This is a genomic window from Clostridium pasteurianum DSM 525 = ATCC 6013 (genome assembly GCF_000807255.1).
Lineage (GTDB): Bacteria > Bacillota > Clostridia > Clostridiales > Clostridiaceae > Clostridium_I > Clostridium_I pasteurianum.
The window spans coordinates 243784-269932 of record NZ_CP009268.1 but is presented as its reverse complement, the minus strand read 5'-3'; the positions used below and the strand labels follow the sequence as shown (position 1 = coordinate 269932).

Genomic DNA, 26149 nt, shown 5'->3' with positions numbered 1-26149 from the left:
TTAATTATTATTTCTCTCTATTGCAAATTCTATAAGTTCACTAATTAAATCTTTATATGCCTTTCCTGCTGCTTCCCACATTTTAGGGTACATACTTATTTTAGTAAATCCCGGAATAGTATTAACTTCATTCAAATATATCTCTGCAGTTTCTTTATCCACTAAGAAATCAACTCTTGCCATACCAGCACAATCTAGTGCGGTATATATTCTTACAGCAGTATTCTTTATTTCTTCTAATTCCTTGTCATTCATATTTGCAGGTATTAGTAATTTTGATTCTACATCTTCATATTTGGCTTCGTAATCATAAAATTCTTTGGCAGGAAGAATTTCTCCTGGTACACCAGCTTTAGGTTTATCATTTCCAAGTACAGCCACTTCAACCTCTCTAGCATTAATAGCTTTTTCAACTAACACTTTTCTATCATACTTTAAGGCTTCTTCTATACCATCTACAAGTTCTTTTTTGTTATGTGCCTTAGTAATTCCTACTGAAGAACCACTATTTGAAGGCTTTATAAATACATCATAATTTAATTTTTTTTCTATTTCATCTACTATTTTTTCCTTATTTTCATTATATTCAACTGAGGTTAAAACCACATAATCTGCTTGTTTTATGCCAAAATGTTCCAATAAATATTTTGTGTATACTTTATCCATACATACAGCTGAAGACATGACATTAGGTCCTACACAAGGAATATCTATAAGTCTGCATAATCCCTGTATAGTACCATCTTCTCCGCATAATCCATGCAGCACAGGGAAAACCACATCTACTTCTCTGTTAAATAAAACCTTTTCTCCCTCCGGCTTTTTATAATATTCATCTTTTTCCCATTGACCATTTTCTATTTTATCTATGTCACCAGTATATTCAAACCATTCTCCTTTTTTTGTTATACCTATAGGATACACATCGTATTTTAATAAATCAATATTTCTGAGAACAGCTGATGCCGATACCCTTGAAACTTCATGTTCTGTTGACTTTCCACCAAATAATACACCTATTTTCTTTTTCATAAAATTCTCCTCCGAAAAATTATTTAATAAAATATTATAACAGTTTTTAAGCTAAAAGTGGCGTAATACTAACCTTAAAACTACAAACAAAAACACATCTACTATGATTCCCTTTTATATTTTATGATTTTATTCCCATAAAAAAAAGAACCACAGCAAGCTCAGTTTTTCTTTTCTGTGGTTCTATTATATCATATTGTAAGTTTACCATTTGGTGTATTTCTTATTTGCAGTATCCTCATCTCATATCCAGTCTGAGCATTTACATAAACTATAAAGGAATCACCATTATAATTACCCACAAATTCATAACATAATACTTCTTTGTTTGACTCAGTAGGTATAACAGCTAATCTAGAAGAAGTAATATTCAATCTTTTACTTACTCTTTCCTGTGCCTTATCTTTGCTTATAAGGCTGCTAATATCAGGAATTTTCCTATTTTCATCATGAGCTGTAAGATATTTTGCAGATTCCATGCCAATTATATCGCCTTTATCTAGTGCAATTTTTAATTTTATTTGATCCGTATATACAGCTACATCACCTATGTTGTAAATATAGCTTATAATAGCAGTATTATTGTATACCAAACTATATGTAGGCGTCATATTATGATATCCCCTATCCGCTAAATATTTACTTCCTATATCCTGAGCTCTATTCACATCTATTGCAGGTTTACCTATATTCCTATTATCCAAAATATAGTATATCATTCCACCTTTTTTAGTAACTTCACAGGATACTGGATTATCCTCATTTCGTCCTTTTATATTTACATTAAAACTATAACAAGGAATTCTCTGCTTATTTACATCCTCTTGCCTTTTAATATTAGCTATTTTTTCATTACCAATAGCTTTTCTTACAACAGCTTCTGCTTCCCCTACTGTGACATCTTTTGCAAAATTAATCTTTGGCTGTATATCCAGGTTATTATCGGAAAATGGTCCATCATATATAAGTGCAGGATATTGTGCTATTTGCTTTTGAATACTTTCAAAATTGTTGGATATTGAATTTTTATTATCAGCAAGAAAGACTCCGCTGGCCTTTTTTCTTATCTCTCCCCACTTTACATCACCATTATTTATACTGTTTTGTACATTTTTCAGCTGGTTCTCAAGTACATAGGACTGCTTCTTTAATGTTTCAATCTTTGTTATATCCTCATCTGAAAGTTCCTGACCTTGAACAATTTTATTTCCTAAGGTGTAGCAAAAATCTCCCACTTGATTTATAAATTTACTTGTTCCACTTAATTGCTGTTGATCAACTGGCAGCGAATGAAGTTTATCATTAGCCATTGCTGAAAATCTAAAAATTTCACCTAGTGCTACGATATTTTGATCTTTAGAACCAAGTACTGGTACTTTAGATAAATTACTTCCTATATTCTCAACTGAATTTATTAATTGGTACATACTCTTACTGTATTCCCCCATTAAATAATTCCTATAATCAATTCTTTCAAGTGTCATAAGAATCGCAAATGTTGTTGAAAATACCACAATTAAAGCTACTGATATAGTATATATAATTCTTTTTTTAGTTGTGTTCATTGCAAACTCTCCTTTATCTCAACCTTTATTTTTTTATTATCTGTAATTTATTTTTACTTATTCATCCTATAATCTCTATAGTTATATTTTTGTAAAAAATATAGAAAAATATTTGTGCTTTTCCTTAAATTTTATATAATTAAATTGGTATTTTACATATAATTTGTTTTATAGTGCTAAAAATAACTTAATCATACTTTTACTTGTTATTTATTTTCCTAAGTCTAAGTTGTATAATATAGACTATACATATATAATTAATATTTGCAGTTTAATTTAATTGAAAGGTGAAAATAATGAGAGCTTTAATACTTTCAGTTTCAGCAGGCGGAGGGCATAAACACGCAGCTCTTGCACTTAAAGACTATATTTTTAAATTCGAACCAGCTTCAGAAGTTAAAATTTTAGATACAATAAAATATATAAATCCAATTTTAAATAAAGTTTTAATAGGGGGATACCTTAATACTTTAAAAATTAAGCCTTCACTTTTTGGGAAAATTTACAAAATTACAGAGAGCACTAATAAAACTGATGGTATATCATCTTTTAAAAATAAATTAACTAAAATTATGGCAAATAAAATATTATCAGCAATAGAAAAATTCAAACCAGATATAATAATATGTACTCATTGGTATCCAGTAGAAATGGTATCAATATTAAAGAAAAAAGGTAAAATCAATATTCCTATTGCTTGTATAATCACCGATTATGCCCCCCATAGTTTTTGGATATATCCAGAAGTTGATTCTTACATAGTTTCTAATGGAGATATGATAGAAGAAATGATACATCAAGGTATAAATAGAAATTCCATATTTGACTTAGGTATACCTGTGAGCTTTGATTTTTTTGATAAATACGATCGAAAAGATACCCTAAAAGAACTGAGTTTAGATCCAGATAAAAAAGTTATACTTATCATGGGCGGCAGTCTTGGTATGGGAAGAATTTCAAATATATATTCTGAACTTGCCAGTTCTACTAATAAAGATGCTCAAATAATAGTAATTACAGGTAAAAACAAAAAATTATATGCAAAACTTATGTCTCTCAGTGAATCTTCCAATATAGATACCAAAATACTAGGTTTTACTAAAGATGTTAACAAATACATGAAATGCAGTGACATTCTCATTACAAAACCTGGGGGTTTAACTATATCAGAAGCCTTAATATGCGAATTACCCTTAGTTCTCTTTTCACCTATTCCAGGGCAGGAAGAAAAAAATGAGGAATTCTTATTGAAACATAATCTTGCCATAAGTATAGGTAATGGCAATAATTGCAGAAAAAAAATTGAGGATCTTTTATCTTCATCTGAAACCCTAAAAATAATGAAAGGTAATTGTAAAAAATTCTCAAAGCCAAATTGTGATTATAAAATTTTTAATGTTATAAATGACCTAATTAAAAGAAGAGAAATTGCCATTATGAAAAATGATATGGAAATATAAATAAAGAGGCTTTTTAAGGCCTATTTATTTATATTTTATCTAGTATATTTCCCAATTTTTTAAATTCATCTACTAATTTAAATTTCACTACTATTTTTTGGTTATCCGCTGTATTTACAATATTCTTATCATTGTTTTCAGAAGTCTTTTTATTGCCCTCTGATTTATTTTCCTTCTGTTCATCCCCAATATTATTTACATTATTATCATTTGATGTAGAAATCTGTGCAGTATTCTCATTGTCAGCAGTTATATTTTCACTGGATCTATTTTCATTATTACTTTTATTTACAGGCTTACTTTGGTTATTTTTTATACTATTATTCTGTAACTTATTGTCATTATTTTTTTTATTAATTACAGATTTGGATTTACTTTTAATGTCATTTCCCCCGCTATTTTCATTATTACTGCTGCTATTATTTCCATCTATACTATTACTTTTATTAATATCTTTATTGTCATTTTTATTGTCATTTTCCTTTATATTTTTATCTACAGCTGTAGAAGTACTTTTATTACCTGAGTTATTGTTATTTGAACTATTATCTACTAATTCATACTCTCCTTTAGTTAAAACACTTTTCATTTCTTCCTGAGTTTTTTTTGGTTCTACATTCCCTTTAGTTATATCAGTAAAACAAAGAGGCGGAAACATAACACACCACCAGTTATGTCCCTTTGCATTGCCTATTAAAATTCTATAGGCTTCATATCTTCCCTGAGGAAGTATTATATTTCCATAAAGCTTAACTGGGAAATCTGTATAGCTCAATTCTGTCTTAACAGAATAATTATAACCATTTTCTTTTATTACTTTTTCAGCTATATCATTAATATCTTTATCATATTTTTTAAGTATTTCTCTAGATTCATCAATACTTTTAGAATTACTAAGTTTAGGTGAAATGTATTCTAATACTTTATCTCTTACTTTTAACTTTAAAGCTTGATCTTCATTGGAATCACTATTGGCTAAAATATGAAGTCTTATTATCTTTTTGGCTACACTCTGTTGATCAGCCTTTCCACTAATAGCTTTAACTTTAACATCTTCTGTAATAACATCTGTATTTTTATTATAATTCCAAATTAATATACTACTAAATAATAATATTATTATTAAAACAATTCCCTTTTTCATTAATAAATCCCCCTAAAATAAAATTTATATTGTAAATTATTTACATAAATAAAATTTATATTCACAGATAAAAAATTTTTTAGTTTATAAATTAATATTTATGACAAAAATATTAACTGAAATACGTTATTTATAAGGGGCCTTAATCTTATGAAAAATATATTTAAAATTTTAAGTTTTAATATAAATAAAACAGAGGAAGAAAAAAGAACCTTTAAAGTTGGCATACTTTCTACTCTTCTATTAGAAGCTGGAATTGTAGTAACTTTAATTAGAAATGATAAACATGATTCAATAAAATTTATATTTCTTTCTATAATTATTGCTATTATATGCATTTTAATGCTGATTTCCATAAAATTATATGAAATATATATTTTTTTAAGTGCTGATTATATCATATATACTGTAAGAACAGGAGATAATCTTATAACTATATCAGAACAATTTCTTCCGGAATGCAATCCTTTTAGAACTGCATATATTATTAAAATTAAAAACAACATAGATGAGTCACTATACCCAGGGGAACAAATACTAATCCCCATAAAACATAAAATTTAAATTATAGATAAACAACTTTAATAATTAATCTTTATAAGTAAAAGCATTTAAAATATTCTGTTTTATCAATGCGTAAATTAAGTTTTCATATCGTTTATCTATAGTGAAACTAGTTTGAAACTAAAACTAAAAAATTTATAAGCCTTGATAATACTATATTTGTATCTATTAATTTCAAGCTTAAATGTAGCTTCACTATAGATTGAAAATAGAATACACCAATATTTTATTATTTTTAACATTATATAAATATTAACTTTTTATATTTTTGTAGTATAATATGTAATATAAAAAATAAGGAGTATATGTATTTAATAGTCATAAATTGTAAAATAAATTGATGAATGTAGGGATTTTTCCAAAATAAGAAGTAAATCTACTAAGATAATTTCTACCATAAATAATCTAGTGAATTGCGCATAAACAAGTTTAATTAAGAACTCTGAATTTATAAAACTTTATCTTATCATGTATATATTAAAAATAATATAAAATAATTTAGGAGGTATTTACTATGAATAAATCAGAAATTATAAATTATATTGAGCAGTCTCATAGATTACCTAAAATAAATAAAGAAATTACCAATATGATATCTATATTACAGACATCTGATAAAATAGATATAGATAATCTTGTAGATGAAATCTCAAAATGGTCAACATTAAAGTTCTCTCTTCTTCAAATGATAAACTCTGGTTATTTTAAAATTCCTAAAAAGGTTGATAGTTTAAAAGAATCTATAATGTATCTGGGCACAACTACACTTTATCGTCTAGTACTATCTTATTTAATTAAATGTTTACTTCCCGACAATCTTGGCAGATCAGACTCAATTGACAGATTAAAATATTTGAAGCATTGTTTAGGTACATCCATAGCGGCCACCGCTATAGCTGATAAATTAGCCTTAAAAGATAAGTATAAATATTTTGCCTATGGATTAGTACATGATATAGGAAATGCTGTACTTGATATTTGCTTACCTGGAATTATTAACGAAGTTGTAAAAATAGAATTAAGGGGAGTTCATCAAATTGTTGCTGAAAGAACTGTAATGGAAGGTTGTACCCACTGCGATATTGGAAATTGGTTATCTAAAAAATGGAATTTCCCAAAAGATGTGGAAGCTGTAATTACCTATCATCACACACCATTGCTTGCCACTGAATATATAGAAGAAGTTAATGTTATGAGTGTAGCTGATTCCATTAGTACCTTATATTACGAAAAACTGTTATGTCTTAATACTTTTTATGTATTAAATAAAACAGTTACTGATTCCTTAGGACTAACCATGAAAGATATTGAAGAAATCAGTAAAGAGTTACCTGCAAAAGTTGATGAAGTATTAAAGATGTTAGATAATTCAATTTTTAAAGCCAAAATGGCAATTTAGCCATAATTATTTTGTGATAGATTATTTATTAATAATCTAATCACTTCAAAGATCTTGTAAACGTTCCTACCAAAAACCATAATTACTCTCAAAAATATTTCATATAAACTATAAATATCATATAGTTCTGGTTATGTAAGTCTCATCATATTTTTTCTTTAGATTTTCAAAGCACTGCTGCGCTTTTATACTGTCATCAAAAAATCCAAAAATACTAGGTCCGCTTCCACTCATCATAGCTCCCAAAGCACCATCTCTTATAATTAGATCTTTAATATTTTTTAATATACTGTATTTCTTAAGTGTAACATTTTCAAGTAAATTTTTCATATTTTTACTTACAAATTCCAAATCATTTTTTCTCATAGCTTCCATTAGAGCCTCTGTATCTGGGTGCTTAAAGACTTTCTCCATATCAAAATTTTTATACACTTCTTTTGTAGATACTCCAAAATTAGGTTTAACCAATACCAATATTTTATCTTTAAATAATTCCAAAGTAGTAATTTGCTCTCCTATACCTTCACATAGGGCAGTACCGCCCACTATACAATAGGGCACATCTGCACCTAATTTTAACCCAAGCTCTATAAGTTCTTTATCATCTGCATCAATATTAAAAATACTCCTCATAGCACGCAGTACTGCCGCCGCATCTGTACTACCACCTGCAAGTCCAGCAGCTACTGGTATATTTTTATTTATCTCAATACTAATACCTGATTTTATATTATAAGTATTCATAAAAAGCTGTGCAGCTTTATAAGCTATATTTTTACAATCGGTAGGTACGTATGGTTTATCACAACTTAATTCTATCCCATTGCTTATTTTATTTATATTTATTAAGTCATACAAATTAATTGTCTGCATTATCATTCTCAATAGATGATAGCCATCCTCTCGCTTGCCCACTATATCTAGAGATATGTTTATTTTCGCATATGCTTTTACTAACATGTTTTTCTCCTCCGTATTAATTTAAATCTACATCTACATTATAACAAAAAAGCCTTTAAGCACCTATAGTTCAGTGCTAAAAGGTTTTAGTTCCAATACTTCCTAAGTATATCATTTTTAATTTTTATTAATAAGCTATATTACAGCCCTTCCCGGAATTATAAGTTTTTGTCCTGGCAAAACATAATCTGTATTTTCTATACCATTAATATCAACTATTGATTCCACTGTAGTAAAGTATACTTTAGCAATTTTCCATAATGTATCTCCTGCTTGAGTAGTATATATGGTAACACTGGCCTTCTTTTTAGGCTTTTCACCTTCTAGTGGAACTATATTTATAAGAAAATCTTTATTTGAATTGTAGTTTACCCTTCCATATACAGATACAATTGCTTTAATTGCTATTGTATTAGCTTCAATTGAAGCCTCAATATTATCCAAATCAACCTTTGCAACAGAATTCATATCTATTTTGGCACCAGGTATATCTACAGTACTTGTAAATGGTATATCTTCATTTAATGAACTTAAATTATCCTTTTCACTATTTATTTTATAAATAACAGAAACATTTACTATTCCTTCTATTGATAATTTATCCTCTACTAATTTTTTATCCGTTACAGAAACCTTTCCAGTAGCTAAGATTACTTCCGTAGGAACTGCATTTTCTTCTTTAATTTCAAGATTTTCTTTAACTATATTTTCGGTATTTCCCTGACCATGTACTAAATTAAACTCATAATCTTTTTTCTCTATTTTAAGATTTAAATCTGGTGAATATGCATCCTGTATAACATCTAAATTTTCTCTACTCTGAATTTTTATATTAGCTTTTACTAAAGCTTCTATATCAATATTTCTATTCTCCCCTAAATCATCTTCTTTTATATTACATTCTGTAGCATCCACAGTAAATTCTCCATATGCATTCATAGTTGAATTTACATCTTCCACTTCAACTTCCTGCGTTAAAGGTACATCATCAGACAAACTAAATACGTCTGCAGTATCTTTACCTTTATATAAAACATTTATTTGAGCAAATGCTTCTATACCTATCTTACCCTCTAGTATCTTTAATTGTTTTTTATGGATATTAACATCGTATTTTAATATGTTTCCAATTTGAGGATTTTCCATAGGAACCTGTAAATGTGATTTAGCCACTAAATCCACAGATGTATTATTGGCTACCTTATCAATAGAAGTTGGATTCCTAAGAAATTGAACATCTCCAAGCCCTGTAACATCCTTGACTATCTCCAATTCATTTTTATTGTATACTTCTGATCTAAGCTTGATTATTCCCTCAACAGATATCTTTCTTTCATTTACAGCATTACAATTAATATGTTCTACATCATAATCTGCATTAGAAATCATCTTATGGGCAGCACCCTCTATTTCTACATAATTACTGAATTTAGCTGAATAAGAAACTCCACATATTTCTGTATTCTCTTCTGCCTTACCTAGATAAATTACATCAAACTGTACTTGTCCTTCTATATATACCTTGTCCTGCATTACTTCTGTATTGGTTATAGAAGGTTTTGCATCTACCATAAGTATCTTTAATACATCCGGTTGAGTGTCTGGTATAATGTATTCTTCCTGTACTACAGTATCCGCTGTATTTTCCCCCAATAACTGTTCATATTCTATATTCTCTTTAACTAACTCTATAGCCATATTACCTATCCCTCCTATGAAATACCTAAGGTATTTGAGATACCTTATATAATGTATATAAGTATTCCCTTAGAAATATGATAATTTTTTTAATTATTTTTATTTTACATGATCCAAAAATTAGAATAATTATTTTTTATAAAAATTAAAAAGTAGCTATTTTCCTTTAATCTTTATTGTATTTTCTACATATTAATTCTTATTTCAACATATTTATTTAAATATACTTATGTTTTATATTGTAAATCACTTAAACTTATTGACAAAATTCACAACATCACGTAATATAGAAGATGGTTATTGACCATATAACCTCTCATAAATTCTCAATACCCTTTTATACCATAGTTGAAAGATGGAACCCACCATCTTTCTTTTTTATTACCTTGAATTTTTATACTTATGTTTTGTTAAATAATACTGCAAAGCATATAAGTTAAAGTATTAATAATTTTCGGTACACAAACTACTTAATAAAAAAACGATACTAAAAATTTAGTATCGTTTTTACTATACTGCAAAAACTAATTGAACTGTTTTAGTTAATACATCCGAATAACTATATGTGACTTTCCTTTGGGTGTCTGACTCTAATCTAACCACAAATATACTAGGATAAGTTTTTTCTATAACTCCATTATTGACCACAACTCTTTTTCTTCCACTATTTGCCTTCAAAACTACTTTCTCTCCCAAGTGGTCCTCAATATTTCTTTTAATAGAATCTAACACATTCATTTTCTCCACGTAAAACACCCTCTTTCCATATCATATATTATATAATATAAATTTATAGATGTCAAGTAAACTTATTATTTTAACAGTAAATAATACAAGTTGTCAAGGTAAAATTTTTGTTAATAAAATAAACTTTAGATTTATTTTAGCTATATTCCTCCCATTACTTTAATCTGTTATATAATAACTAGCTTTTTATAAAATAAGCATACAAATAATTATTACACTAACTATAATAACCAAAAAAATTTATTTTACTTGAAAAAAGCTGAACGTGGATATCCTTCTCTGCATTTACCTCTGGTTTGAAGTCCTCCTACTCCTTTTGCACCAGTTATTGTATTACTGACCACTTCTCTTATATTGACAATATCATTTATATTTGTATAAGCAACCTTTTGACATACAAAAACCGGATCCAAACAATGTATAAGAACTCTTTCAGGAGAACTTGCATAATTAGCACCTGCATCCAAAATTGCCTCGTAAAATGACTGACATGCCCCTGCATATATTACCAGATCATCATAATTAGGTTCATAATCTCTTAATCGTGCTACAGAGTCAACAAAATATTTTGAATTTCTATAATTATTTAAATCAAAATAATCCTTTACTCCTTTTGCCACCCCGTCATGGCCTGTTATTACTACTATATCCGGTTTAACTTCCTTTACAATATCAACTATCTTTGAAGGCTGCTCACTTTCAGAAATTACTTTTCCTATTGCATTTATGGAAAGCTGTTTATATACTTTAATACAAACATCCAGATAATTAGGGTCTCCATCTACATGCAGTATTTTACCAGGTCTGCTGAATATCATACTATCACTATTTTCAACTTGAGTAATTTTAATTTTTTTTAGATCTCTAGGATAAATTTCTGCTAATGCAGTTTGCCTGCTGCTGCTTGTATCTTTAGATTCTCTGTAAGATTTTTCTCTTTTTTTCTTTTTGTGATTTTTATATTTTCCAGTTTTTCTATTATTTCTTCTGGACTCAATTATATTTTTTATGGATTCATTGACCTTTTTATTAAATACAACATCAGATAATCCAATATTATCTTCATCAACCTGTTCAAGGTCTTCTAAGGGTGAATCTGCAACTATTCTTAAATTAACTCCATTAAGTACATACATTGTACCTTTATCAGTATCCTTAATATCAATAATTTTAAAAGTTACATCTTTATCATAAGACTTTCTTACTACTATATCTCCTATTTTCATAATTTCACTCCATAAAATTACTATTACATTCTATGAAATATAGCGGAAAAATGTTAAAAGTCATGTAAAATATAAATATATTTTACATGACTTAACTAATTATCATATAATCTCTTATTCCTCTTGATTATACATTTCTTTAAAATCATCAATAAATTTGTTATACTTTTCTCTCTCATCTATCAGTTCTTGTATTTTTTTATTAAAAGTACTTTGTCCCCAATTGACTTCATTATAATAAAATCTATTGGAAAGCCTCCAAAAACGTTGTGGAAAGAGTAGAAATGCAAATAATACTCTGTATTCACCTTCTTCTAACGGCGATATTTTATTATAGGCATCAATTATCAGCTTTGCATATTTAATATCCCAGTCACATCTTTTCAGTACCTTCATCAAATAATTTGATAAATCATATGCCCTTATTTCTCTTTTACAATAATCAAAATCAATAATATTCACCTTATTTTCATTATCTATAATTATGTTATGATAAGTATAATCATGGTGGCAAAATGCCTTTTCTTCCTCAGTCTTTTTACATAAGTTCATATATTCAGAAGTATTTAAAATCTTTATGGCCTTTAGTCCAATTTTCTTAAAAAAATCATAATTTTTAATATAGTTTAAATCAAATTGAGCTTTATTACTTTTCTTTCTAGCCATATCCCTCATTTTTTCAAAGGATCTGACTCTCTTTTCCATAAGATGAGGCCACCTTCCCAGATCTGTTTTTAATTTACTATTTTCCGGTGGTTCATATCCTTTTGATCTCTCATGCAATATAGCAAGAGTTTCAGATGCATTTATTAACTCTGCATCATCATGAAAATTACACTCTCTGCCTTCAATCCACTCTGAAAGTGTATATATATCTTCATTTACAAGTGCATAGGGATTGCCTTCAGTATTTAAACAGTATCTATCCACTTTTGTAAATCCTTTTGAAATAAGATGTTCTTTTGCAGAATAAACAAATAGAAGCTTTTGAATACCATAATCTATTTTTTTAAGGCATTTATTGCCTTTATTTGTTTTTAAATAATACACTCCTCTATTGGGTTTAATAGATTCAATCTTTAAATCAAATTGCCTTTCTATTTCAAATTCCCTCATCATCTTTTAATCACCCCCCATAGAAATATGTATATGATTATTATTACTTTTTTAGAATAAATTTATTGTACAAGTTACTGATTAACAATTTGTTTTAAGTAATCATGGCAAATATACAAAATTATTAACATTTTTTAACTTATATTAATATACTAAAGTGAAGCAATTATGAAAGGTAAATATATTATGAGAATAGGAATAGATGCACGAGCTGCTAAACTCTATAGAGGTACTGGTATTGGAACATATACTTATCAGCTCATAAACTGTCTAAATAAAATTGATACTATTAATGATTATTTATTATTTATGCCTGAAGCTTCAAACATAGATATAAACTTTTCTAATAAATTTAAAATAAATAATATAAATGAAAAAACTAATAATAATTTTTGGGATCAAGTTAATATACCCAATATTTTAAATAATAAAAGTATAGAATTATATCATGTACCACAAAATGGAGTTGGACTTCCTTTAGAAAAGACATGTCCCTTTATTATAACCTTACATGATGTAATTCCCTATAAAATGCCTGATACTGTAAGCGATAGGTATCTTCATATATTTAACGAAGAATTACCTAGCATAGTGTCTATTTGTGATGCTATTATAACAGTATCAAATTTTTCAAAAAATGATATAGCAAAAACATTTAATTTTCCAGCTAATAAGATATATGTGACTTATCTTGCAGCTGAAAATATATATAGACCTTTAAATAAAGAGCTGAGTAAGAAAATTATTAAAAATACTTATGGAATAACTGGAGATTTCATATTGTATGTAGGTGGCTTTAGCCCCAGAAAGAATATAATAGGTCTTTTACATGCCTTTAAAAAACTTATAGCAAAAACTCCAAATGATTTAAAGCTGGTCATTGCAGGTACAAAGGGAAAATCCTATAAGAACTATAAAAGTTGTGCTCAAAAGCTCCATATTGAAGACAAAGTTATATTCCCTGGTTTTATTCCTATAAATTATATGCCATACCTTTATAATTCAGCAAAGCTTTTTGCATATCTATCCCTATATGAAGGTTTCGGTCTTCCTCCTGTAGAGGCTATGGCCTGTGGTGTACCTGTGGTATCATCAAATGTTACCTCTCTTCCCGAGATACTCAATAATTGTAGTTTACTTGTAGATCCAAGAGATGAAGACAAGATTTGTGATGCACTTTATAAAGGCCTGAATGATGAGAATTTAAGGAAAAATTTAATCCATAAGGGTTTAAGTATAAGTAAAAATTTCATCTGGGAAAATACTGCTCTTTCAACCTTAAATATATATAAAAAAGTATTTAAAAATACTTAAAACACCACTTTACAATAAAATTAACTAGCGTTATCTTGAGAAGCCAAGGAATTAATTACCTTTAGAACTTCTTCTTGAATTTTGTTCTTTTGTAGCTTTTGCACGAAAGTGCGTAATATTAATTCTTTTGACATTTGGTAAGATATAGTATTTTTAGTTACCTGGGGACTCTTAAATTGGTATTTCGAAAAAGCTTTATTTATAAAAGGTAATATTACCGTAAAACTGTAGGCGATAGCCAGTAAGTTAACATATTTCTCTATAGCCTCTTGAGACCTTACCATATATTTACCAAAAGACCAGAAGAATTTATGTTGATAAAAAATAACTTCTATGTTCCATCTTATTTTGTATGTATAAAATGGAATAAGATGTGGTTTGTTTTTATCGATAGTTAAGTCATCAGTATTGTAGTTCTTAAAAACTTCCAATTCTGAAGGTTCTATAGAGCTAATATATAACCTTACAGATGAAAATTTATCAATATCTGTAGTGCTTACAGTTACAAATACTGGTTCATCAAATAAGTTTGTTATTACTTTTTTAGTTGCTATATAGTAGTTATCTACTTTTTCATAGTTAAAGTTTTTAATATTGAGTTTTTCACCTTTTTTTCTTGGGCGTCCTCTTTTACCTGTAGGTTTAGGCTGTAAATCATATAAGCACGTATCAGAACGAACTGCCCCTATTACATTAATGTTATTGAAATTCTTTGATATTTTTAAAAATGGCTTTTTAGTATACCAGCTGTCGCATAGTACAATAACTTGATAATCTATAAGTAGTGGCATAACATTTACAATCATATTACCTGCAATTTCAAGTTTACTTTTTGTTTTATCATAGAGCTTATACCCTACGGGTAGGCTAATATACTTGATTTTTCCATTAAAAAGTATAGGTATATTTATAACTAACGATACAAAACAATGCCCATTTAAGTACGAAGTACCATTATGCTGTGTATGGTCAAAAAGTTTACTATAACAATCAAATTTGTTCCCAAATTTAGGTTGAAGAGTATCATCTACAATTAAGAATATAGTAATAGATGATTTTATATCTTCTGGAATGAGAGTTAATGCTATTCTAACTGTAACTATCATTAAACTCTCTACCGAAAACTTGGTGTAGGATAAAAAGTAATAAAAGCTATTTAGAACTTTAGTCCAATATTTTTTTATAAAATTATCATATAAAAATTTTATTGAGCGAAGCTCTTAAACCGCTAGTATAGCTTCAATGAGTATAACAAATATAACAAAGCTTCGCTTCTTAAAAATTGATCTATATTCACTTAAATAAATTTTTATTGTTTGAATTAATGATTTTTGGTCAATACTAACCATAGTACCAGATACCTCCATTCTCTACTGGTTTCTTTCAAAGTTAGTATTGATATTTTAGAGGTATTTGGTACGTTGTATTTTTTGGTATTTTTTAATTACTTGTAAAGTGGTGTACTTAAAATAAAAAACCCTTTATATCTGAATTACTCAGTTTAAAGGGCTAATTTTTTATATTCATATTTTAAAATTTATCTATTTCTTCTCTAAATTCCTGCAAGAATTCTTCTCTATCTGGTTCAAACCTAATTTTTCTATTTAGCCTAGATACAAAAATATTTTCTTCCCAGTCTTTTCTCTTAGAATAATAATCTTTTGAAATATCATAAAAGTCTTCTGGAAAAGTCATCATTCCCAGTAATACACTGAGTTCATTTTTACTTAATGTATTAGTACTACAGTAATTATCTAAAATAGTTTTCGCCTTATCTATATCAAAAGAAAAATTCTTTATTACCTTGTTTATAAAATTGCATAAGTCATGAACCTTTAAATCAATTACAGAAAAATCAAAATCTATAAAGTAAGCCTTATCATTATTAATTATTATATTATGATGAGCAAGATCATGATGACATAACACTATCTTATCCTCTTCACTGCAAAGTTTATAATAAGGAGTATTGTTTAAAAATTCCAAACACTTGTCAATTTTCTCTATATAAATATCCACATTGTCTAAAAATATTTTGTCAAACTCCGATCTGTTCTCATAGAGACTTACCATTCTCTTAAAAAATAATATTTCTTCTCTTTTTCTTGTAATATTTTTTAAGAGATTACCACATATATTTTTATTAGAATTTTTATACCTAAAGCCTTCTGATGCCCTATGAAGCTTTCCAAGTCCTTTAGATGATATAGATAAATCTACAGGATTACTGAATTCGCATTCTCTGCCTTCAATTTTATCCATAATACAATAGTACTCGCCTTTCCACTGAGCATATTTTTTATTATCTATACTATCTTCAAAATCCATTATGAAGCTAAAACTTCTATTTATATATTTTAGAGCTTCCACTATAAAATGAAATTCATCTAAAGTACAATCTATTCTCTTTAATATTTTATCCCCTTTATCGGTATTAATTAAAAATACTTTCCTTACAGGAACTAAATCTGTAACCTTTAAGTTAAATTTTTCAAAAAGTCTTATATCTAAATCATATTTGGACAAATAAGCTTTATCCCTATATCCTAAATCCACCATAACATAACCTCCTCCTATTAATGAATATATTAATCATAATTTATATTATAGTCAGTCTAAATTTTAATAAGTCATTAAATTTTTAGTATCTTTTACAAAGGTATATTCATCTATTATTAGAATGAGAGCAGCAAATACCTAGTCATAGGATAATATCATTACAATCAAGTTTCATGGCTCTATTAAGGCTCATGACATATTCATTTATATCCCACTGCTTTTTGCTTAATCTGTATCTCTCACAACACTTCATATATGCATGGGGATAGGATATTAAGGCTCTAATAAAATTATTACTGTACTTATCAAATTGTTCTATTTTACAAAAATAGTTTATTATTTTTTCTAAATCTATATCGTTTTTATTTTTCTTAACCTTGTTGATTAAATATATACCATCCATTTCCAGCATATTATAAGCACACTTTTTTAAACTATTTATTTCTAATCCATCACTATTTCTAAGATTATCAAAATAAGTATTTCCAAGACAAATTTCAAATCTTTGCATACTTCTTTTAACTAAGTTTATATAATTACATCGATTTACTATATCAATACACTTTTCTGCCCTGCTTAAATAATTATCTGAAGTCTTTAACACCATATTTTCAAATTCATTTAAAGTACTTTTATCCTTAAAGCCTTTTAAATCTCTTTTTAAATTTTTTATGCGTATTTTATATTTTTCAACAGTCTTTCCTATTTTATTTGGGATAGATTTAAAAATTATGGAATTACATCCCAGCACAGACTTATGAAAACCATATATAGTATCTATTTGCTCTAAAACTTTATTTTCAGTAATATTTTCCAATACATTATCAAAACTATTATTTGTTAATCTAATATTACTTTCATTTAAATATTGCTCTAAGGAAATTATTCTACTTTCAGCCATAGATAATCACCTCGATTTATGATGCTTACTTAATTTTCTTATTATTTCATGCTCCTTCTGCTCTAGTTCAGCAAGTTTTTTTGTTCTCCTTTTAATCCTTTTTAACCTCTTAACTCTCTCACTTAATTCTTCAATCTTTTTATCATAATCATTTATATCCTTTTCATCTACATTTACAGTTTCAATACACTTATTATTTATATGCTTGTGTTTTCCCATAGCCTTACCTAACCTCCGTAATCTAAATTTCTAAATTTCTCTAGGAATTCTTGTCTTTCATCTATGTCAAGTTCTATCTTCTTTAATTTATTTAGGAAAAACTCCTCTCCCCAAGGTTGTTTTTCCCAATAATATTGAATACCTACTTGCCAAAAATCCTGTGGAAATTCCATAAATGCAGTCATAACAGGTATGTCACTTTTTTCTATAGAATATATGGAATTATATGCATCTAACACATAAAGAGCATTGTCCATATCCCATTTACCATTCTTCATTTTTCTTATTAAAAGACTTGATAAATCATGAAGATGAGTATCTAAAATACAATAATCAAAATCTATTATTACTACCTCTTGCTCTTTATCTATAAGTACATTGTGATGTGCAAAATCATGATGACAGTATCCATTTTTTTTCATCTCTGTTTTCATTTTATGACAATAATCTGTCTTATTTAAATTCATTATACTTCTATTAGCTCTATTGATCTCTTTGTCAATCACATCTTTGTACCTATAATCAAATTCTGTCTTGTTATCTTTCTTTTGAATTCTATCATTAAAATCTAACATTTCATCTATTCTGGTAGTAAACACTTCTGGCCATTTAAGCCAATTATATCTTGGGTGCATTTCTTTTGTGACAACAAAACCTTCGCTTTTTTTATGCAAACTAGCAAGGGTAGAAGAGGCTAACACTAAATCTAGAGGATTATCATAATTACATTCTCTAGCTATAGCCCATTTTGTAAGATATGCATAATTCTCACCAAATTTTATATACTCTTTACCTTCTCTATTTTTTATTATTTTAAGTACATTATTAAAACCTCTATTGATTAGATGTTTCATGGCTTCTAATATGAATAAAAAATGTCCATATTCATAATGAACAATCTTAAGACAATACTTCTCTGATTTTCCTTCTAATTTATAAACATTTTTTATCTTTGTAACTTTATCTACACCTATTTCATAATTATCCATTATCAGCTTTATTATAGCTTCTGTTTGCATAACTATGCCTCCACTAAGCATTGTTCTGATTCATTATATGAGTTTTTTTTCAACAGTGTGAATGCTGACACATTTCCTAGCTTAAATTAATATTATTAATATAAGTAAAACAATTATAACCTTACTTATTAATCAATTTTTGAGGAGTGTATTCAATGAGAATTGCATTTGATGCCCGAGGAATAAACTGGTATAAAGGCACAGGAATAGGAACTTATGCCGAAAACCTTATAAAAAATCTTATTCTCATAGATAAATTAAATAAATATATTCTCTATTGGTCTGGAGAAAATTATGAAAAATTTAAAAATAATAATACAATTATACGAATGGCTTCGAGGAGATATCATAGATTTTTTCAGGAATATTTTTTCCCAAAAGATATAAAAAAAGATAATATAGATATATATCATATATCTCAAAATGGAATAGGACTCTCACAGAATATAAATTGCCTGAAAGTAGTAACAATACATGATTTAATTCCATATATAATGCCTGAAACTGTGGGTAGAGGATACCTATTAAAATTTTTAAAAGATATGCCGCAAATTATCAGTGAAGCTGATGCCATAATTACTGTCTCTGAATACTCAAAAAAAGATATATTGAAATTCTTCCCAATTAACCCGGATAAAGTATTTGTCACTCCACTAGCTGCGGATAAAATATACAAACCTCTAGATAAAAATTATTGTAAAAAATATATTTCTAAAAAATATAATATAAATTCTCCTTTTATATTATACTTAGGAGGATTCAGTGCACGAAAAAACGTATCCTCTTTGATTAAATCCTACGAAAAAGTATCTAAGGATATAAGTAAAGATATTAAACTTGTAATCTGTGGTTCAAAAAAGGATGATATTGAAAATTTAATACGAATGAAACTTAACTCAAAAATATCTGAAAATATAATATTTACAGATTTTATACCCAATGAAGACTTACCTATTTTCTATAATTCCTGTGAAGTATTTGTATATCCATCTTTGTATGAAGGCTTTGGACTTCCTCCGTTGGAAGCAATGAGCTGCGGAACCCCTGTTATAACTTCCAATACTACTTCTATACCAGAAGTTACTGGAAATTCTGCTCTATTAATAGATCCACAAAATATAGATATGCTTTCAGAAAAACTTTACAAGGTACTTACTAGTGATTTGATAAAAAAGGATTTGTCTAATAAGGGTTTAAAACGTTCCTTGGAATTCTCTTGGATAAAAACAGCCCAGGACACCTTAGAAGTATACGAAAAGATATATAGGGAATCAAAAATATCCTCAAGTATAATTTGAATAAATTAGTTCAAAAAAACATTTTAGGCATTTTAAATAAATGACAAGTCAAAGCTTTAACCTGAATTAAGAACTTGCTTCAAAACAAGCTTATTTGACTGTCTTTCTTTAAGATGCCTAACAAAAATATCCCTTGATCAAACCCAAATAATCATAGCTAATCTATATATTTATGCTATACGTAGATTATATACTAATCCTCCAACTTTGTAAACGTTTTTAAATGCTTATTTTAAAAATATTAATATATAAAATTATTTTAATTCATCTGATTGTTCTAATGCCGTCTGCAAATTATATAGACTCTCATTTAATGGTTTATTATTAGCAGAGGCATCAATTATAGTCTTTAAACTCTTATCTCTTATAATATTAAAATTATATTCATATTTCATATTTCTAAGTCCTAAGATTTCATCTACAGCCATAATACCTATATATTTGTTATAAAATTCGTTCTTCTTATAAAAACTATCCTCTACATAAGATGTAGTATCAGAGGATATAAATCCATACCTTTTAAATTCATAATCAGCGAATTCTTTATCAGAACTCAGAAATTGTACAAACTGCAGTGCAGCAGAATTACTCTTACTAGATTTCAAAAGCATTAAATTGTCTCCAAAATTTATATTATCCCTATTTCCTCCTGGTTCAAAGGCAGGAATTTTTTGTATTCTTATTTTGTCCTTTAAATCTGGATATTTACTTTCTATGTTATACATAGTGCTTACATTACATATTAATGATATGGCATCCCCATTTATAAAAGATTGTATTTTATCGGTACTATCCCGTGAAATTTTGCTTTTATATATTTCATTTAAAATACCAGCTGCCCTTACGGACTTCTCATTAAGCAAATCTATATTTTCATTATTGTTAAAATAGCTAACTCCAAGCTGACTTAAAAGCAAGTCATAAATAGTTCCATCATTAATATCCATTGAAGAAAGCATAGCTTTACCCTCGGGTTTTAGTATATTGTTTCCTATATCTATATATTGTTTCCAAGTTTTAATATCATCAGATTTTATATTTAAACTTTTAAGTATATCTTCCCTATAAAGCATAATTGTCGGTTCTACATACCAAGGGACAGCATAAATTCTATTTTTATAGGTATTATTATTTATTTGATTTTTGATAAATTTATCCTTTTTAAATTGTGGAATTTCTGAAGCATCCAAAATATTATTTTGAGCCTTATTTAATACTACAGGTATATTTTTATCTCTCACAATCATAATATCAGGCAAATGGACATTTTCCTTTGAACTTTTAGATATACTATCTAAAGCTGTATTCACATCTGAATATGAAACATTAATACTTACCTCAGGATACCTTTTCCTAAATAGTGCCGCTGCATCATTTATTAAAGCTGCATTTGCGTCAGTAGTCCATATAGTCACTTTTCCACTGAGTTTTTCTACATTACTACTATTAGATGCAGTTTCACAGGAAATTAAACTTATATTTACTAAAAATATAATTAATATAGAAATTATTTTCTTCATAAAGATTTCTCCTAAGTTTAAGAAAATTTTAAACTATTCTTTAAATATAATTAATATACCATCAATTCTATAAATAATATAAATTAAATAAGGTTATATATTTCAATAACAAATATTTAATAAAAAATGATATGTATATATTAATTTTAAATTTATAGGTTAAAAATGTCTATAGATATATAACTTTTTATATAAGTTTTAATTTATTAAATTTAAATTAACAGCATTGATAAAAATTAAACAAAATATTCCCTAACATAAATACAATATTTATTGTTAGGGAATATTTTAGTTATTTAAATTATAAATTATTAATTAATCCACTTTAGACATCTTATAGTTTCCTTCTTCATTAAAGACTTCTTTCCAAGCTTTTTCTGCTTCTGGTTTAAATTTAGCTGCTAAATTATCTAATTGTTTCATGAATAAAGGATCATCTATCATCTTTGCAGCACTTGGATGTGTTGGATAAGCTCCAGTCTTCTTAACTATTTCTCTTATTTGATTAGTATTATCTATCATCATACAAGGTAATAATAAATTCTTATTATAAGGCTGTCTGCTTCTTATTTCTTTAAAATATTCAGTCTTAAAGGCTTCTTTTAAAGGCTTTCCTTTAACATTATAAGCTGCAAAATGTGAGAAAATACATGGCTCCACATCTTCATTTGAATTTATATGACAATAATATTTACCAGCAATGCATCCTCCAACATAAGGGGAATCATTAAAGAAATCTATAGTAAAGTATGATTTTTCAGTTCTTATAGCTCTTGTTCTCTCTCCTAATCTCAATCTCTGCTCTGGAGTAAGCATAGCACTAATATCTGGTTTTTCACCAATTGGCATATACATAAAATACCAGCTCATTTTTGAGCCTTTTTCTATTAGCATATCTATGAATTCATCTGAAGTAACAACATCTATATTATATGCTGCAGTTGCTGAGGAAACTCCAAATAAAACTCCTCTTTCTTTTAAAAGATCCATAGCTTTCATAACTGCTTTAAATACACCTTTTCCTCTTCTTGCATCAGTTTCTTTCTCAAAACCTTCAAGAGAGAACATAGGAATTACATTTCCAAGTTTCTGTAATCTGTCTGCTACTTCTTCAGTAATCATTGTACCATTAGTAAATGGTGTAAACATTACATCATTAAATTTTTCGTATACATCTAACATATATTTATTTATAAATGGTTCTCCACCAAGTATTACCATATAATAAATTCCAAGGTCTCTAGCTTCACTTATGATTCTTTCTACTTCTTCTCTAGGTATATCATCTTCTTTACTATAGTTACCTGCATAACAACCTGTACATCTTAGATTACATCTCATGGAAGGGCTTAAAAGAATGATAAATGGCACACTGCCGCCCTCCTCTTTAAGACTATCTCTTATAGGAGCTCCAAACCACGCAGCGTTTGCAAAGAAATTAGTAAAAAATTTCTTTAGACAATTTTTATCTGTAGTTTTCAATATATTTTGTACAAAATCATGTATATGTTGGTTTTCATTATAGTAATCACATACAAAGTCTATTTGAGCTTTCTCATCTGGATCTTTAATTGTTTTCTTTATTAGCGCAAAAATTCTGTCAACATTTTTCTCAGGATTTTTATCTAAAATATCAACGATAGTATTTACTAACGTACTTTTTAGACCCTTCTCTACTGAATTAATAACACTCATGAAAAATCCTCCTCACAAACTAATAGTAAATAGAACTCATGTATCCTACAGGCTATTAAAAAATTGTTAGAATTGTTAGATTAGATAGTACCATCTTTTATCTATAGATTTATTATATTCCTATTATATAAATTTACAAATCTTATAAAGGTTCATAATTCTATAAAATATGAAATAAATTTCACATCATCTGGTAATACCATTAAAAAGCTTGAAATTTCTTCGATTTTCTCTTTATTAGAGGCATGTTTGTAATTTTATGTTAATTATAAAGTATCCAAATCCAATTAAAATCAACATTTTAATTAATGTAAACATTTTTTTAATTTTTATAAATATTGTAGACTTGCAGTATAATTGTAGATTATTATAATAATTTTTATCTTAGCTCTTCATATTAAATTTTTTTCTTAAGTTAGGCGTAATAAAACAAATTAATTTATTATGTTATAAAAATTTACTAGCTAGTTTTAAATTTATAAACCTATTATACTACATATAATACAAAATAATACATTTCAATTAAAATTTTTTATTAATTTTTTGCAAACAAAAGAGCATATTTATAAAATTACAAATATACTCTTTTGCTTAAATCAAAGTCAAATTTTTCATACTTAAATCAAGTACTTTATAAGAGTGCGTTACATAACCTGTAGATATATAATCTACTCCCGTTTCGGCTAAAGATCTTATAGTTTCAAGATCCACATTGCCAGATACTTCTGTAAGGGCCCCACCATTAATTATATCCAATGCCTTTCTTATGGTATCAACCTTCATATTATCTAACATTATTACATCTGCCTTAGCCGAGACAGCCTCCTTTACCTGTTCTAAGGTTTCTGTTTCAACTTCTATTTTCTTTACAAAAGAAACATTTTTTCTGGTCATTTCAATAGCATTTTTTATGCCTCCAGCGGCTGCTATATGATTATCTTTAATGAGCACACCGTCACTCAAATTATATCTATGATTTTCTCCTCCTCCAATTTTTACTGCATATCTCTCTAATACTCTCAAATTTGGAGTAGTCTTTCTCGTATCCAATAATTTAGTTTTTGTTCCCTGAAGTTTTTCTATAAACTTATTAGTTAAAGTTGCTATGCCACTCATCCTCTGAAGTATATTTAAAGCTACTCTTTCTCCACTGAGTACACTGGAAGTTGAGCCTTTTATTTCTGCAATTACCTGTCCATTCTTTACATTATCACCATCTTTAGCATAAAACTCTACTGATACACCACCTAAAACTTCAAATACTCTTTTAAACACCTCAGTACCGCAAAGTATACCATCTTCTTTCACTATAAGGTCTACTTTGCATCTATTCTCTGTATTTACAATAGAATTTGTAGTAATATCATCATAGGCACCATCTTCTTTTAAAGCATCAATTATTATATTATCAATTATTAATGAGTTCATGTCTTTTTTCTCCTAATACTTTTTTAAATTCATTAGTTATACATTCTAGATTTAAATTGATTAAATTATCAGCCTCTTCCAGGCTAATATCTCTTTTTATATTCACTATATTTTTATCATATATATTTTTATTTATATCTAAAGCCGCTCTTCTAGAAAAAACCAATCCCTCTAACAATGAGTTACTGGCAAGTCTATTGGCACCATGAACACCTGTACAGCTTACTTCTCCACAGGCATATAAATTATTCATAGAAGTTTTAGAATTTGAATCCACCTTTATACCACCCATAAAATAATGCTGTACTGGTGTAACCGGTATAGGCTCCTTTGTAATATCTATTTTTCTATTTTTACATTCTCTATATATACCAGGAAATCTATTTATTAAAAAATCGCTGTTCATAAAACTTGCATCTAAATACACAAATTTCGAGTTAGTATTTTTTTCTTCTCTCCATATTCTATCAGCCACTATATCTCTTGGCAAAAGTTCATCTACAAAACGCTGTTTATTGATATTAAAAAGTTTTGCACCTTCACCTCTTAGGGATTCAGATATAAGAAATTTCCTTTCCTGTGAATTATCTTGATATAATGCAGTAGGGTGAAATTGGACATATTGTAGATTTTCCACTTCTATATCATTTCTTAAAGCTATAGCGATACCATCCGCAGTAATAGTCCTTCTGTTTGTAGAATTTAAAAATAATCCCCCTATACCTCCAGAAGCTAAGATTGTATATTTTGAGTGAATATAATCTACTCTATTGTCTATCTTTACTATACCTCCGCAGCACCCTTCATTAAGCTTTAATATGTCAACTAAAATAGTATCTTCATACACAGTTATGTTATCTCTGTTTTTAACTTGATGAAAAAGTGTTTCAAATACTTTCTTGCCAGTTTCGTCCGTAGAATGGACTATTCTATTTATACTATGAGCACCTTCTCTAGTATAATCCAATTGACCATCTTTATAGTCAAATTTCATACCAAATTCAATTAATCTATGAATATTTTCCACAGATTCTTCTGCCAGAATTTTTACTGCTTCCAATCTATTTTTATTCTTACCAGCTTTAATAGTATCTTCCACAAAAAGATCTATATCTTCATAACCTCTAGCACAGGAGATTCCTCCTTGAGCAAGATAAGTGTTACATTCTTCTGCTTTAGATTTTGAAATTATAACAACTTTATATTTTTTATCTATATTTAAAGCTGAATACATCCCTGCTACGCCACATCCAACAATTAAAATGTCTGTATATATATCCATTTA

The 26149-nt window shown here is 27.7% G+C and carries 20 protein-coding genes and 2 pseudogenes; 5 read left to right on the top strand and 17 right to left on the bottom strand.

Annotated features, from left to right (window positions below):
* Positions 1 to 1032, bottom strand: a complete 1032-nt coding sequence (locus CLPA_RS01220; protein ID WP_003440679.1) for a D-alanine--D-alanine ligase family protein — start codon at positions 1030 to 1032, stop codon at positions 1 to 3.
* 191 nt (positions 1033 to 1223) lie between these two features.
* Complete coding sequence (gene ypeB, locus CLPA_RS01215; protein WP_003440676.1) at positions 1224 to 2597, bottom strand: germination protein YpeB; 1374 nt, start codon at positions 2595 to 2597, stop codon at positions 1224 to 1226.
* A 296-nt stretch (positions 2598 to 2893) separates the two neighbouring features.
* Between ypeB and CLPA_RS01210 the strand changes: the two genes are divergently transcribed.
* Entirely contained in the window at positions 2894 to 4057 is a 1164-nt protein-coding gene (locus CLPA_RS01210; RefSeq protein ID WP_003440673.1) for an MGDG synthase family glycosyltransferase, read from the top strand.
* A gap of 526 nt (positions 4058 to 4583) precedes the next feature.
* On the opposite strand, the pseudogene spoIIR reads toward CLPA_RS01210, so the two are convergent.
* Positions 4584 to 5201: pseudogene (gene spoIIR / locus CLPA_RS21500) on the bottom strand (stage II sporulation protein R); the annotation flags it as partial.
* 150 nt (positions 5202 to 5351) lie between these two features.
* On the opposite strand from spoIIR, the gene CLPA_RS01200 reads away from it, so the two are divergent.
* Positions 5352 to 5765 carry a LysM peptidoglycan-binding domain-containing protein gene (locus CLPA_RS01200; protein WP_003440666.1) on the top strand — a complete coding sequence of 138 codons (414 nt, stop codon included), beginning with the start codon at positions 5352 to 5354 and terminating at the stop codon, positions 5763 to 5765.
* Between the two features lie 514 nt (positions 5766 to 6279).
* Positions 6280 to 7164, top strand: coding sequence for an HDOD domain-containing protein (locus tag CLPA_RS01195; protein ID WP_003440664.1), 885 nt, complete (start codon positions 6280 to 6282; stop codon positions 7162 to 7164).
* 117 nt (positions 7165 to 7281) lie between these two features.
* Here CLPA_RS01195 and ispE read toward each other — a convergent pair whose 3' ends face one another.
* From ispE to CLPA_RS01170, 5 genes are all read right to left on the bottom strand, one after another.
* Positions 7282 to 8124, bottom strand: a complete 843-nt coding sequence (ispE, locus tag CLPA_RS01190; RefSeq protein ID WP_003440660.1) for a 4-(cytidine 5'-diphospho)-2-C-methyl-D-erythritol kinase — start codon at positions 8122 to 8124, stop codon at positions 7282 to 7284.
* 135 nt (positions 8125 to 8259) lie between these two features.
* The gene (locus tag CLPA_RS01185) at positions 8260 to 9822 is read right to left on the bottom strand and encodes a DUF3794 and LysM peptidoglycan-binding domain-containing protein (RefSeq protein WP_003440657.1); all 1563 of its coding nucleotides are present in this window, start codon (positions 9820 to 9822) and stop codon (positions 8260 to 8262) included.
* Positions 9823 to 10332: 510 nt separating this feature from the next.
* Positions 10333 to 10569: a Veg family protein gene (locus tag CLPA_RS01180; protein ID WP_003440655.1), complete on the bottom strand. Its 237-nt coding sequence runs from the start codon at positions 10567 to 10569 to the stop codon at positions 10333 to 10335.
* A 245-nt stretch (positions 10570 to 10814) separates the two neighbouring features.
* Positions 10815 to 11795 carry a sporulation peptidase YabG gene (gene yabG / locus CLPA_RS01175; RefSeq protein ID WP_003440652.1) on the bottom strand — a complete coding sequence of 327 codons (981 nt, stop codon included), beginning with the start codon at positions 11793 to 11795 and terminating at the stop codon, positions 10815 to 10817.
* Positions 11796 to 11909: 114 nt separating this feature from the next.
* Positions 11910 to 12914 (bottom strand): CotS family spore coat protein, encoded by a 1005-nt coding sequence (locus CLPA_RS01170; RefSeq protein ID WP_003440649.1) that lies wholly within the window; start codon positions 12912 to 12914, stop codon positions 11910 to 11912.
* 183 nt (positions 12915 to 13097) lie between these two features.
* Between CLPA_RS01170 and CLPA_RS01165 the strand changes: the two genes are divergently transcribed.
* Positions 13098 to 14225: a glycosyltransferase family 4 protein gene (locus CLPA_RS01165; protein ID WP_034830471.1), complete on the top strand. Its 1128-nt coding sequence runs from the start codon at positions 13098 to 13100 to the stop codon at positions 14223 to 14225.
* 20 nt (positions 14226 to 14245) lie between these two features.
* On the opposite strand, the pseudogene CLPA_RS01160 reads toward CLPA_RS01165, so the two are convergent.
* From CLPA_RS01160 to CLPA_RS01140, 5 genes and pseudogenes are all read right to left on the bottom strand, one after another.
* A pseudogene (locus CLPA_RS01160) lies at positions 14246 to 15574 on the bottom strand (IS701 family transposase).
* Positions 15575 to 15755: 181 nt separating this feature from the next.
* The gene (locus tag CLPA_RS01155; protein ID WP_003440644.1) at positions 15756 to 16784 is read right to left on the bottom strand and encodes a CotS family spore coat protein; all 1029 of its coding nucleotides are present in this window, start codon (positions 16782 to 16784) and stop codon (positions 15756 to 15758) included.
* Positions 16785 to 16926: 142 nt separating this feature from the next.
* The gene (locus tag CLPA_RS01150; RefSeq protein WP_003440643.1) at positions 16927 to 17685 is read right to left on the bottom strand and encodes a protein kinase family protein; all 759 of its coding nucleotides are present in this window, start codon (positions 17683 to 17685) and stop codon (positions 16927 to 16929) included.
* Positions 17686 to 17691: 6 nt separating this feature from the next.
* The gene (locus CLPA_RS01145) at positions 17692 to 17904 is read right to left on the bottom strand and encodes a hypothetical protein (RefSeq protein WP_003440642.1); all 213 of its coding nucleotides are present in this window, start codon (positions 17902 to 17904) and stop codon (positions 17692 to 17694) included.
* 8 nt (positions 17905 to 17912) lie between these two features.
* The gene (locus CLPA_RS01140; RefSeq protein WP_003440641.1) at positions 17913 to 18923 is read right to left on the bottom strand and encodes a CotS family spore coat protein; all 1011 of its coding nucleotides are present in this window, start codon (positions 18921 to 18923) and stop codon (positions 17913 to 17915) included.
* Positions 18924 to 19078: 155 nt separating this feature from the next.
* Here CLPA_RS01140 and CLPA_RS01135 point away from each other — a divergent pair, with 155 nt between their 5' ends.
* On the top strand, positions 19079 to 20221 hold the full coding sequence (locus CLPA_RS01135; protein ID WP_003440640.1) for a glycosyltransferase family 4 protein: 1143 nt from the start codon (positions 19079 to 19081) through the stop codon (positions 20219 to 20221).
* Between the two features lie 254 nt (positions 20222 to 20475).
* On the opposite strand, the gene CLPA_RS01130 is transcribed toward CLPA_RS01135, so the two are convergent.
* The 4 genes from CLPA_RS01130 to CLPA_RS01115 form a co-directional block, all read right to left on the bottom strand.
* The gene (locus CLPA_RS01130) at positions 20476 to 21741 is read right to left on the bottom strand and encodes an ABC transporter substrate-binding protein (protein WP_003440637.1); all 1266 of its coding nucleotides are present in this window, start codon (positions 21739 to 21741) and stop codon (positions 20476 to 20478) included.
* Positions 21742 to 22056: 315 nt separating this feature from the next.
* The gene (locus CLPA_RS01125) at positions 22057 to 23436 is read right to left on the bottom strand and encodes a radical SAM/SPASM domain-containing protein (RefSeq protein WP_003440633.1); all 1380 of its coding nucleotides are present in this window, start codon (positions 23434 to 23436) and stop codon (positions 22057 to 22059) included.
* Between the two features lie 591 nt (positions 23437 to 24027).
* On the bottom strand, positions 24028 to 24864 hold the full coding sequence (gene nadC / locus CLPA_RS01120; protein ID WP_003440630.1) for a carboxylating nicotinate-nucleotide diphosphorylase: 837 nt from the start codon (positions 24862 to 24864) through the stop codon (positions 24028 to 24030).
* Positions 24845 to 26146 (bottom strand): L-aspartate oxidase, encoded by a 1302-nt coding sequence (locus CLPA_RS01115; protein WP_003440628.1) that lies wholly within the window; start codon positions 26144 to 26146, stop codon positions 24845 to 24847. Before CLPA_RS01115 ends, nadC begins: the two co-directional genes overlap by 20 nt.
* Positions 26147 to 26149 lie beyond the last annotated feature (3 nt).